We start from the raw sequence: 11979 nt of genomic DNA on the forward strand, positions 1-11979 counted from the left end.
AGACAAAGGTTTTTATTTTTGTTACCATACACATATTGAAGTTACATACTAAACTCGCGAAGCACGCAAGCTGTGGATGAATCCCGGTTTGCGTTCTTTTTTTTGCCCATTAAGAGGATAGAGAGGCATTTGGCCGTCAGATCACAAGGGGGAGCATGAATGAAAAGGAAGTATATATCTGGGTTACATCGTGAGAATGGAGATAGCCGCCATTTTTCCATAAAGACAGGAGATAGAGCTTCTGTGCAAGGTTTTGAACCGAAGGTAATAACCTGGAAAAAGGTAACAAAACAAGGCGGAACCATTGCACAGAATTGGCACACAAGGCTGAATGAGCACAGGCTGGGACGTGGAGATGGACAGTTTTGAAGATACATAGATGATATAGACAAGCTACTTTTTTTTTAGTAGACTTAGCAGATAAGTTCAGACAAACGGGGGGGCTAACGATGCATCATTTAGGAACTAGAATTATGATCGTCGCGGATGCTTTTGAGCAGAATCTTCCTGTGGGCGAACATGGTTATATCATTGCTTACGACCGTAATGCGGACAATGCTTTTGACTATGTCATTCGCGTCCCGAAGGTGAATCGCAATTTTTTCGTACCATCCGGGGACATCGAGCTGGAAGAAAGTATTTTAAAGCTGGAAGCCGAGCGGATTGAGCGTGAAGCGCTGATAGATTATGCTCTTGCTACGCATAACGAGAAGCTGTTCAGACATGTGATGAACGGTGGTCTTGATTCGGTAGAGGCTGAGGAAGAAGAAACCGCGACAGAATTGTTGTCACAGGCTGATTTTATTAGACAAGTTAATTTACGTGCTTGGATATAGGGGTCGGCTCATGCCGACTCTTTTGAAGAATATATAATTAGCACGTTCTTAGCTCCTATCGCTTTTCGAAAGAGCACCGAGAGGTGCTTTTTTTTATACATTTAGTAACATTTACCGCTCGGCTATACAGTTTGATTCTGTACCGCGTCAAAGATTGAATTGTAAAGGGTTCTATCCTATAATTAAAAACGTTATTTCAAAGTTCGGTGCAGCATTTTTGATATCAGGATTTTGCGAAATTCGATTCCAGTCGCTCCGAAGTGCAATATATAGACGAACTAAACCCTTTCGATCTATTTATTGTTCATTAGAAGTCGCTTATTGGATTTTTGTAAAATCCTCTTATACACGAGGAGGTTTTTGTATGAACATTTCCACGGAAGATGTCCGTCACGTAGCCAAGCTGTCCCGGTTGAATCTGACCGCAGCCGAGGAAGACACGATGACAGGGCAATTGAACGCCATTCTCCACTATGCGGAGAAGCTGAATGAGCTGGATACGGAACAGGTAAAACCGACCACTCATGTGCTGCACGTCAGCAATGTCATGCGAGACGACGAAGTTCGCGAAAGTTTGACACACGAGCAAGTGATGCGCAATGCACCAGAAGAAGAAGACGGACAGTTTAAAGTTCCTGCTGTTCTGGAATAGATTTCACATTTGAAAGGAGGATGCAAATTGAGCTTGTTTGATAACACATTGCCGGAAATACATAACAAGCTGCATCAAAAGGAAATTTCCGTGAGTGACCTGGTAGGACACGCTCTGGAGACGATTGGTGCGCGGGAAGACAAGATCAGGACCTATATTACGGTTGACGAGGAGCAGGCACGTGCATCCGCACGTCAGCTTGATGATCATCTGATCTCGGGAGAGGAACGCGGGCTGCTGTTTGGCCTGCCGGTCGGCATTAAGGATAACATCGTGACAGAAGGGCTGCGTACAACGTGCGGCAGTCAGTTTTTGAAGAATTTTGATCCCGTGTACGATGCAACGGTTGTCGGCAAATTGCGTGCGGCGCAAACCGTAACATTGGGCAAAATGAACATGGACGAATTCGCGATGGGCGGCTCTAACGAGAATTCCAGCTTCTTCCCGGCACGAAATCCTTGGGATCTGGAACGCGTTCCCGGAGGCTCCAGCGGCGGCTCGGCGGCGGCTGTAGCAGCGGGCGAGGCTTATTTTACCCTCGGCTCCGATACAGGCGGCTCCATTCGCCAGCCCGCTTCTTATTGCGGCGTAGTCGGCTTGAAGCCAACATATGGTCTGGTATCACGTTTTGGTTTGGTAGCCTTTGCTTCTTCTTTGGACCAAATTGGACCGATTACGAAGAATGTTCAGGATTCGGCGTACGTACTGCAAGCCATTGCAGGCTATGATCACAAGGACTCCACTTCTGCGAAGGTAGACATTCCTGATTACTTGAACGCTTTGACCGGAGATGTAAAAGGACTTCGTATTGCTGTACCCAAGGAGTATCTGGGTGAGGGCGTCGATCCACAGGTCAAGGAAAAGGTGCTGGACGCGCTGAAAACACTGGAAGGACTGGGCGCGGTATGGGAAGAGGTTTCTCTTCCACACACTGAATATGCGGTAGCCACATACTATCTGCTGGCTTCATCCGAAGCATCGTCCAATCTGGCCCGTTTTGACGGTGTACGCTATGGCGTACGTGCAGACAATCCGGACAACCTGCTGGATCTGTACCATCAGTCCCGCACGCAGGGCTTTGGCCCCGAGGTGAAGCGCCGGATTATGCTGGGTACCTATGCGCTGAGTTCCGGGTACTATGATGCTTACTACCTGAAAGCACAAAAAGTACGTACACTGATCAAACAGGATTTTGATCGTGTGTTTGAACAATATGATGTCATTATCGGACCTACTGCGCCGACAACAGCTTTTAAAATCGGTTCGCAAGTGGATGATCCATTAACGATGTATTTGAACGATATTTTGACGATTCCGGTGAGTTTGGCTGGAGTGCCGGCCATCAGCATCCCTTGTGGCCTTGCGGATGGATTGCCGGTTGGACTGCAAATTATCGGAAAAGCCTTTGACGAGTCTTCCGTGCTGCGTGTAGCACATGCCTTTGAACAAAATACCGAATTTCACAAGCAGCGTCCGCAACTGTAATTTGCCGAAAAGGAGGGAACCATTTATGTCTACAACTACATCTAAATATGAGACGGTCATCGGACTGGAAGTCCATGTGGAACTGCATACGAAGTCTAAAATATTTTGCGGATGCTCGACATCCTTCGGAGCACCGCCAAACTCGCATACATGTCCTATTTGTCTTGGGCATCCGGGGGTACTGCCGGTATTAAACCGTCAAGCCGTTGATTATGCGATGAAAGCGGCGATGGCGCTTAATTGCACGATTGCTGATGTGAGCAAGTTTGACCGCAAAAACTATTTTTACCCCGATTCACCCAAAGCTTACCAAATTTCGCAATACGATCAGCCGATTGGCGAGCATGGCTGGATTGATATTGAAGTGAACGGCGAGACAAAGCGTATCGGCATTACCCGACTGCATCTGGAAGAGGACGCAGGCAAATTAACACATGTCGATGGCGGCTATGCGTCTTTGGTTGATTTTAACCGTGTCGGTACACCGTTGGTCGAGATCGTTTCGGAACCGGAAATATCTTCACCGGAAGAAGCCAAGGCTTACCTGGAAAAAATACGTGCGATCATGCAGTATTGTGACGTATCCGATGTGAAGATGGAGGAAGGCTCGCTTCGCTGCGACGCGAACATCAGCCTTCGTCCGCATGGACAGAAAGAGCTGGGTACTAAAGCAGAGCTAAAAAACATGAACTCCTTCCGTGGCGTACAGCGCGGATTGGAATATGAGCAGTTCCGCCAGGAACAAACGCTGGAGGAAGGCGGAACGATTGTACAGGAGACACGCCGTTGGGATGAGGCCCAAGGTAAAACTCTGTCTATGCGCGGTAAGGAACAGGCGCATGACTATCGTTATTTCCCGGACCCGGATCTCGTTACGCTGCATATTGATGCAGAATGGAAAGAACGCATCCGTACTTCGATTCCTGAACTGCCTGACCAGCGTAAAGCACGCTACACCTCGGAATATGGATTGCCTGAGTATGACGCACAGGTCATTACGTCTTCCAAGCCACTGGCCGATTTGTTCGAGGATAGTCTTCAATACACGAAGGATGCCAAAGCAGTATCCAACTGGATTATGGGGGATTTGCTCGGCTATTTAAATAGTGCCGGTGTGGAGCTGTCGCAGGTTAAACTGACAGGTCAAGGCTTGGGTGAAATGATCGGACTGCTGGAGAAGGGGACGATCAATAGTAAAATCGCCAAAACGGTCTTCAAGGAAATGCTGGAGAGTGATAAACTGCCGCAGCAAATTGTTGAAGAAAAAGGGCTTGTGCAAATCAGCGACGAGGGCGCGATCCTGACGATCGTCGAACAGGTAGTAGCGGCTAACCCGCAATCGGTTGAGGATTACAAAGCTGGCAAGCAGAAGGCCATTGGCTTCCTGGTTGGTCAAGTGATGAAGGAGAGCAAGGGCAAAGCAAACCCTGGCCTCGCCAACAAGCTGCTGACGGAAGTGCTTAACCGCTAATGGCATAGATTTGAAAGGGGCTTGTCTTATAGGGACAGGCCCCTTTTTGTATAGGCTCTGATGAGAACTGCTGTACAGAGTTTGGAAGCGCACTGACATGTTACGAGTTTTTCTATAGAAAACAGCAGCATAGCTGCCCTAAATAAAAGGAGGGATACAGCATGATTAGCATATGTTCACTGGAAGACGATGAAATGGTCAGCCAGATATGGCGTCTTCAGCACATCGCCTACAGGCTGGAGGCCGAGCGAATCGGTTTTGATGAAATACCACCCCTTTTGGATACGTTTGATACCCTGCGAAGCTGCGGAGAGACATTCTATGGCTGGATTGAGGACGGCGACCTGTTAGGGGCGCTGGCGGTGCAGTCTGAGTCACCCGATTCACTCACTCTTACACGTATGATGGTTCATCCGGATCATTTTCGCAAAGGGATTGCCGACTCCTTAATGAAGCATGCTTTGAACGAATATCATCATATACCGCTGTTCATCGTATCTACAGGAACTTTAAATGCTCCTGCGGTGGCCCTTTATCGAAAACACGGCTTTCGCCCCGTATCGGCGGCAGAGGTGGCTCCGGGCGTGGAATTAACCACATACCACCTGCATAACGTGAAATAGTCTTAGCAAAAACTGCATCCCCGGAGAGGGAAGCAAGATATACACCGGGAGGGGGAGCTTGATTGGATAACCCGTGGATTATAAACGATTCACATATCATTTTACGGCTTTTGCTATCCATGCTCCTGGGCGGATTCATTGGTTTTGAGCGCGAACGTTCCAATCATGCTGCAGGTTTGAGGACTCATATTATGGTTAGTCTCGGTTCGACGCTGATTATGCTGCTCTCCATTTACGGATTTGCCGACTTTATCAAAGAGGCCAATGTACGTATAGATCCAGCGCGTTTGGCTACGGCGGTAATTACTGGAGTAGGATTTTTGGGCGCAGGAACAATTATGTTTACAGGCAAATCCATTACAGGCTTAACGACTGCTGCTTCCATCTGGGTTGTAGCAGCTATTGGTCTCGGGGTCGGAGCGGGCTTTTATTTTCCATCTATAGCGGCGACTGTACTTGTATTTTTGAATTTATGGGTGTTTAACAAAGTTGAATTGCGGTATATGCGTGGACGACAAGGTCATCTTATAACACTATACGGATTGTCATCCCATAGATTGCTGGAGCAAATTTCGACTTATTTAGAGCAAGAAAAAGTGGAAATACGTAAAATAGTGATTAAAGAGCATGAGAATGTCCCTTTTCACGAACTGCATCCAAATCGGCAGAGCATGGAGGTTTCCTTGGAAGTGCTGGCTCGCCGCGATTTTAATCCAGTGCGTATTGCAGCCGATCTTCGACAGTGGGAGGATGTAGCGGCAGTTTCCATGGAATGAGGGTTTACCACATTTTTTCCAGTTACTCTTGAATCCGATTGGGGTACTATCTAACCATTGGAGCATTTGCTGCGGATCACGCATGGAATTCAAAGGGGAGGATGGCATGAACTCGGAACAACCGTTACTGTCTGGAGAGGGACAACAGTCACCGGTGCTGGAGCAGCGGGAACACCCCAAAAAGGGTAAACGTTTTAAATACGCTAAATTTCGCAAAGTGATTGCCATTATCATGGCAGCATTGTTACCCGGCCTGGGTCATCTTTTTTTAGGGCTGTTCATTAGAGGGCTTACATTTATCGTATTGCTTCTGTTAGATATTTTTGCGATGCTGTATGTCGCTTCTGACGGCTTGAGAATTAACATTCCGTTGCTTATTTTGCTCGGTTTGTTCATTCCTGTTTTATATTTTTATAATGTATATGACGTGTTACAATCAGCGGATTATATGGTCCGCTATCGCCGTAAGCCGGATCGTTATGCACAGATGGACGCACGAGGGCAGCAGAGCAGCCCATTTTATGTCTGGGAGAGAGGTTTATCTTTTGCCGTGCTGCTCGTGGCGGGTGGCGGACTTATGATTCTGTTTCGTATGAAACCACGCTGGCTGGGCAACTTTTTCGAGGACTATGGCTTTTTGACGTTAGCTATTTTATTAATGCTGATCGGACTATTAGTCTTCTTGCGAGAAGTCGGCTTGTCGATCAAACGTAAAAAGGTAAAGGAAAGAGGGTGAAGCTGGCGTGCACCGCAAAATAAGAGTCGGGCGCTACACCTCTTCGCTTCTGCTGATGGCTGTAGGCGTTCTGCTTATCTTGGATGTTGTCCAACATACCGAATATATGCTTCAGCTCCTTGTATGGTGGCCCGTTATCTTTGTGCTGTGGGGACTGGAGTATCTGATCTTTTTTGGCGTGTACTACCGCAAGGAGGGCAGGCCCGACAACGGACGACGATTCAGACCTGATCTGAAGGGAATTGTCTCCGCATTGGTCGTGGCCGCCGCTGTTTTTATCGTGACCCAGCAAAATCATTATATGTATCTGTGGAACAGGGTTAGTTTGAATCTGACCGCGGCGTCCATGGATTTTAGTCAGGCGAAAGGAAACCGATATGATATGGGCGGCGTACTGGTGCCTGTAACGATGCAGACGTCCGATTTGGTAGTTGATTCGGTCAATGGCGATGTAACGCTGATCAGACGTCCTGTGTCCAATGTAGAGGTACGTGCGACCCTGTGGGTGGATCAAGCGCCTGCTGCCGAAGCGGACAAGATTGCTCAAGCTTCCTCGCTGACTTCTACTGACGGCAAGACTATTCAGATTCGTCCAGAGGTGCAGTCATACGGAGCATCGAGCAGACGTCAGCCCCGTACGAACATGCTAATTACAGTGCCGGAGGATCGACGGTTTAATATGCAGATCAGAACCTCCAACGGGGATATTACCCTCAACGGAGTAGATGCCATCGACAGCATCCGGCTGGAGAGCGGGAACGGGAATTTGACGGTTAATGATGCTATCGGCAATGTCAAAGGAGTCACCTTGAACGGTCGGATCAAATTGCATCGTATCACCGGAGATGTAGATATGCGAACCAATCGCGGTGATATGCAGGCAGGGGATATTGAAGGAACGGTTGCGTTACGCACGATGGTAGGCGACATTCAGCTTGCCCGCTCGGAAGGTGATATTACGGTTGATACCCAAAATGGTGACATGAACGTTCTAAATCCCACAGCCAAGCTGAATGCAAATTCGCTCAATGGCGGGATCAAGGTGCATAGCGAGCAGGTAGGTGGAGATTGGAAAATATACAGTGCTGTTGGTGACATTGCGTTGGAACTTCCGTCGAATGGTGACTTTCAGTTGGAGGGGTCCAGCAGTTACGGCAACCTTCGATCAGACTTCCCTTTTAAAATAGATAGTAAAAGTATCTCAGGCCAAAATGGGACAAGCAAGTACTCGATCAACGTGGAAGGCAACAGTAATTTATCGATCAAGAAGCTACTTCTGCCATCGCTGCCTGGCTTGGACGAGTCGGCAGGAACGAATGTGCCTAATGCGTCAGAAACGCCTGCGGCTCCATCTGAATCTCCCGCTACCGGAGCCTCTAACGGGTCATCCAGCGATAATGCGGCGCGTTGACAAGAAACTTGAATTGACCGTACAATGTGAATAGACGTACAACGTGAATAGAATGTAAAATAGTTGTAATAAAGCAAATCGTAAGTAAGGGATAAGGCGGTGGACATATATGGCAGCTCGCGTCCAGCATGCTTTGGAACTTCTAAAGAAGACAGGTGTACGCATAACACCCCAGCGCCATGCCATATTAAACTATTTGATGGAATCTATGGGACATCCGACCGCTGATGAAATATATCGTGCGCTCGAATCCAAGTTTCCAAGCATGAGTGTGGCTACGGTTTATAATAACTTAAAGATGTTTATAGAAGCGGGTATGGTACATGAGTTGACCTATGGAGATAACGCCAGTCGTTATGATGCCAATGTTTCGGAGCACTATCACATCATTTGCGAAAAATGCGGAAAGATTGAAGATTTCAGCTATCCGTATTTGGCAGATGTGGAACACCATGCCTCGTTAGAGACAGGTTTCGAAGTGCATGGACATCGTATGGAGTTATACGGAGTGTGCAAAGCTTGCATGAACAAGGAAATTCAGCAAAATAAGGAATAGAAGTTTTTCGGTGCGGTATGTATATATTGTAATGGGTTGGAAACGTGAGAAATTCCCCACAAGCGGGGATTTACCGCGTTTTTTTGTTTAAATAACTTGTCTGTCAGCAACCAGTTCAGTTTACGTTATCCTGTAATTCAAAGTTCCGACAATGGAGGTTGAATATTGGCCAGAAATCATTCCAGACGCCGCCGTAAACGTTCACGTTTCAAAGGGGCTACAAGCTTGCTGTTGTTCGCAGCGATCATCTGCGCAATTACTGTCGTATGGTTCGGTAATCCACTGCATGAAAAACCCGATTGGCAAGGCAGTGTCCGTCCCATCTTTATTCAGGGAAAGCTAACCGGGTATGAAGCTCAAAACTCCGGCAAGAACATGCTGGTACCACTCAAATTTGTGCAAAGTAAAATCGATCCAGCGATTCGTTATGAGGATGACAGCCAAACTGTCATTTTGGCTACGAGGCAAAATTTGCTACAAATGACCGTTTCCAAGCCGCAGGGGGAATTGAATGGAACATCATATACGCTCAGCGCAGCTCCCCAGATTATTAGTGGATCGGTTTATATACCTATGCAAGCTGTCCGTGAAGTATATGGTGTATCTATTCATGAAGACACAGTGACGGGTGCAGTCATCCTGATGAAAGCCGGAGAGAAAATCAAACAGGGGAACGTGGAGAAGAAGGATGGACGACAGGATGCCAAAATTGCTTTGCGTAAAGAAGCCTCCCGCCTGTCTTTTATTTTGACGGATATACCTCAACAAACGAAGGTGCGCATTTGGTCCAAACAGGCTGATTGGTATTTTGTTCAACTGGATAACGGCTACGCTGGATATGTGCAGGCGGCCAACATCTCTGAAGGAGAGGAGCTTGCGGTCGCCCCGGCTAAAGATACTCCATCTATCTCGGAGAAGCACTGGGAGGGAAGACCTGTGAACCTCGCCTGGGAGGCCGTTTACAACCGTAAACCTGATCCTTCCAAATTTGACCCTATGCCTGGAGTGAATGTGGTGAGTCCCACTTGGTTCAGTGTCATAGATAATGAGGGCACCGTACAAAGCAAAGCCGACCCTGCCTATATCAGTTGGGCGCATCGCAAGGGGATGGAAGTATGGGGCTTGTTGAGCAACAGCTTTAACCCTGAATTAACGACGGAGGCCTTGTCTACCTTTGAACGACGAAAATCAATTATAGATCAGATGATTACACTTACCGAGAAAAATGGTCTAGATGGTATCAATATTGATTTTGAAAATGTTCATACGAAGGATGGACCCAATGTTACCCAGTTTTTGCGGGAGCTTAAGCCGATGGCACGTGAACATGATTTGATATTGTCTATTGATGTGACACCTAAATCTCAAAGTGAGATGTGGTCTGCTTTTCTGGATCGAAAATCATTGGGGTCGATTACGGATTATCTCATGGTTATGGCCTATGATGAGCATTGGGCTGCCAGTCCGAAGGCTGGTTCTGTCGCTTCACTGCCATGGGTGGAAGCATCAATCAAGCGAATCATTCAGGAGGATGAAGTACCGCCTCAAAAGGTTGTCTTGGGCATTCCGTTATACACTCGTGTATGGTCTGAAACACCTAAAGGAGACACCGTCAAAGTTAGCTCCAAGTCGCTTGGTATGGAATCAACAGCGGGGATTATCGAGAAATTTAAGCTGAAGCCTAAATTCAGAGCCTCGGAAGGCCAGAATTATGTCGAGTATACTGAAGACGGTATTGTCAAAAAGATTTGGCTGGAGGATCGTGTGTCTCTGGAAGCGAGGGTGCAACTTGCCAAGTCATTGAAGCTCGGGGGAATCGGTGTATGGAACCGAACCTTTGCAGATCAGACCGCCTGGAATACGCTAAAACAAATAAGTAAATAAAACTTAAAATTTGTAGAATTGAAGAAGGAAGTTTCTTTTCTATGTAGAAATGTTCACATATATCCAAATTTAGCGGTAGTAGCCGCCTTACAGGTATGGAGGGTGAAGTGCAGCTAACCAAATTAAGCTTGATGTATGATGAATTGTTGCAGGAAGATTCGATCGGCATTATTTCGTATAGAAAGCCGGGCGAATATTTTCATGGAGCCATGCTGTACGATTTTGATGAACTCATTCTAATTATTGGAGAAGGCCGGAAGCCAGCCCGTGCCATTCAGCATTTACTGATTAATGGATTAAGATGCCAGGTGTTGTACGCAACACTCAGTTGTCTGAAAGGCTGGATTATCGCCGGTGAACATGCCAACATAATAGATTATTTACTGGAAGGTCGTATTCTGTGGGAACGGGACGAGAGAGTCAGTCTGTTAAGGCGGGAAATCATCGAATTCAACGACCCGTTACGGGAGCAAAAGCAATTTCATGAGTTCGCCCGTTTTCTGGTTAATTACGTTCATGGTAAAAGAGCAGTGCGAGAAGGTCGGATTATTGACGCAACCCAAAGTATTTTGAAGGCGTTGGATCATTGGGCATCCATTGAGCTTATTAAACGGGGAATTTATCCGACGGTTCACTTGTGGGTTCAGATACAGCCGTTGGATCGAACGATCTACAAGCTGTACAACGAACTCACGTTAAGTACGGAAACCCTTGAGCAGCGGGTTGAGCTTGTGTTGCTTGCTTGCGAATTTTCAGTGATGTCTAAAATGGAGGAGTGCTCAGCACCACTATTCCGCATATTAGGTAGCAGACGGGAACCTTGGTCCATAAATGAGCTTATTAATCATCCTGAGCTAAAAAATCTCCAACTGGATCTTACCGTAGTACTACGTAAGCTGGTATACCGCTCATTGATCAGGGAATCGGTTGGCGGGAATCTCAGGGATCATGGACACCATAGTGAAATACGTTATTCCCTTATTTGATTGATGCATCGAATCAGCGGGAGGAAAGTCCGTTAAACGGATCTTCTTCCTTTTTTTATGGGTAATGGAGTCACATTGACGCTCAAAACATAAAAATTGTCGTTAAAGGTTGACGAGTTTATAAAAGATATGCTAAGTTATAACTCGCCCCATTAAGCGGCATGAATAATTTAGACCTGTTTACAGCAGGATAAGTATGTTGCAAACAAGCATGAAAATAAATTTTTAAAAAAATGCTTGACGTAAAATGAGGTTATGTGTTACATTATTTAAGTCGCCGCTGAAACGCGGTGGTGAAACGAAGCAAGGCAAAAGTAAGATATCATGTAGGTTTGATCTTTGAAAACTGAACAACGAGTGAGTAAATGATTTTGTTCGCAAAATCAACCACGAAGATTTCGGTACATACCACAAGGTTGTATGAAATCGGAGTGTAAAAGAGATATTTTATCTCGTCAGTTTCAAAATGAGCGAATCGCTCTTTCTATATACCAACTTCGGTTGGTCTTTAATGGAGAGTTTGATCCTGGCTCAGGACGAACGCTGGCGGCGTGCCTAATACA

General features: G+C 46.6%; 12 protein-coding genes. All 12 read left to right on the forward strand.

The genetic code is table 11. From position 1 onward, the window contains the following. The first annotated feature begins 159 nt into the window (after positions 1–159). The 12 genes from E0698_RS10010 to E0698_RS10065 all read left to right on the forward strand — a co-directional run bounded on the left by E0698_RS10010 (position 160) and on the right by E0698_RS10065 (position 11416). Complete coding sequence (locus E0698_RS10010) at positions 160–369, forward strand: hypothetical protein (RefSeq protein WP_025684466.1); 210 nt, start codon at positions 160–162, stop codon at positions 367–369. A gap of 80 nt (positions 370–449) precedes the next feature. Further along, positions 450–836 carry a hypothetical protein gene (locus tag E0698_RS10015; protein ID WP_025684465.1) on the forward strand — a complete coding sequence of 129 codons (387 nt, stop codon included), beginning with the start codon at positions 450–452 and terminating at the stop codon, positions 834–836. Between the two features lie 364 nt (positions 837–1200). Next, positions 1201–1488, forward strand: a complete 288-nt coding sequence (gatC, locus tag E0698_RS10020; RefSeq protein WP_025684464.1) for an Asp-tRNA(Asn)/Glu-tRNA(Gln) amidotransferase subunit GatC — start codon at positions 1201–1203, stop codon at positions 1486–1488. A gap of 27 nt (positions 1489–1515) precedes the next feature. Beyond that, entirely contained in the window at positions 1516–2973 is a 1458-nt protein-coding gene (gatA, locus tag E0698_RS10025; protein WP_192511458.1) for an Asp-tRNA(Asn)/Glu-tRNA(Gln) amidotransferase subunit GatA, read from the forward strand. 25 nt (positions 2974–2998) lie between these two features. Continuing rightward, positions 2999–4444: an Asp-tRNA(Asn)/Glu-tRNA(Gln) amidotransferase subunit GatB gene (gene gatB, locus E0698_RS10030; RefSeq protein ID WP_192511459.1), complete on the forward strand. Its 1446-nt coding sequence runs from the start codon at positions 2999–3001 to the stop codon at positions 4442–4444. A gap of 161 nt (positions 4445–4605) precedes the next feature. Next, on the forward strand, positions 4606–5067 hold the full coding sequence (locus E0698_RS10035) for a GNAT family N-acetyltransferase (RefSeq protein ID WP_192511460.1): 462 nt from the start codon (positions 4606–4608) through the stop codon (positions 5065–5067). 62 nt (positions 5068–5129) lie between these two features. Then, positions 5130–5843 carry an MgtC/SapB family protein gene (locus E0698_RS10040; protein ID WP_192511461.1) on the forward strand — a complete coding sequence of 238 codons (714 nt, stop codon included), beginning with the start codon at positions 5130–5132 and terminating at the stop codon, positions 5841–5843. An 82-nt stretch (positions 5844–5925) separates the two neighbouring features. Next, on the forward strand, positions 5926–6579 hold the full coding sequence (locus E0698_RS10045; RefSeq protein WP_192511462.1) for a hypothetical protein: 654 nt from the start codon (positions 5926–5928) through the stop codon (positions 6577–6579). Positions 6580–6586: 7 nt separating this feature from the next. Next, positions 6587–7990, forward strand: a complete 1404-nt coding sequence (locus E0698_RS10050; protein WP_192511463.1) for a DUF4097 family beta strand repeat-containing protein — start codon at positions 6587–6589, stop codon at positions 7988–7990. Positions 7991–8099: 109 nt separating this feature from the next. Continuing rightward, positions 8100–8546, forward strand: coding sequence for a peroxide-responsive transcriptional repressor PerR (gene perR, locus E0698_RS10055; RefSeq protein ID WP_149095138.1), 447 nt, complete (start codon positions 8100–8102; stop codon positions 8544–8546). 165 nt (positions 8547–8711) lie between these two features. Next, positions 8712–10430, forward strand: coding sequence for a glycosyl hydrolase family 18 protein (locus tag E0698_RS10060; protein WP_192511464.1), 1719 nt, complete (start codon positions 8712–8714; stop codon positions 10428–10430). Between the two features lie 107 nt (positions 10431–10537). Then, on the forward strand, positions 10538–11416 hold the full coding sequence (locus E0698_RS10065) for a nucleotidyltransferase-like protein (RefSeq protein WP_337916191.1): 879 nt from the start codon (positions 10538–10540) through the stop codon (positions 11414–11416). Positions 11417–11979 lie beyond the last annotated feature (563 nt).

Source organism: Paenibacillus sp. 23TSA30-6, from assembly GCF_014858585.1.
Lineage (GTDB): Bacteria > Bacillota > Bacilli > Paenibacillales > Paenibacillaceae > Paenibacillus.

What these genes read in the sequence shown, in the direction of transcription:
- E0698_RS10015 (WP_025684465.1), top strand. Translation starts at nt 450, where the DNA reads ATGCATCATTTAGGAACTAGAATTATGATCGTCGCGGATGCTTTTGAG.
- perR (WP_149095138.1), top strand. Translation starts at nt 8,100, where the DNA reads ATGGCAGCTCGCGTCCAGCATGCTTTGGAACTTCTAAAGAAGACAGGT.
- gatC (WP_025684464.1), top strand. Translation starts at nt 1,201, where the DNA reads ATGAACATTTCCACGGAAGATGTCCGTCACGTAGCCAAGCTGTCCCGG.
- E0698_RS10045 (WP_192511462.1), top strand. Translation starts at nt 5,926, where the DNA reads ATGGAATTCAAAGGGGAGGATGGCATGAACTCGGAACAACCGTTACTG.
- gatB (WP_192511459.1), top strand. Translation starts at nt 2,999, where the DNA reads ATGTCTACAACTACATCTAAATATGAGACGGTCATCGGACTGGAAGTC.
- E0698_RS10035 (WP_192511460.1), top strand. Translation starts at nt 4,606, where the DNA reads ATGATTAGCATATGTTCACTGGAAGACGATGAAATGGTCAGCCAGATA.
- E0698_RS10010 (WP_025684466.1), top strand. Translation starts at nt 160, where the DNA reads ATGAAAAGGAAGTATATATCTGGGTTACATCGTGAGAATGGAGATAGC.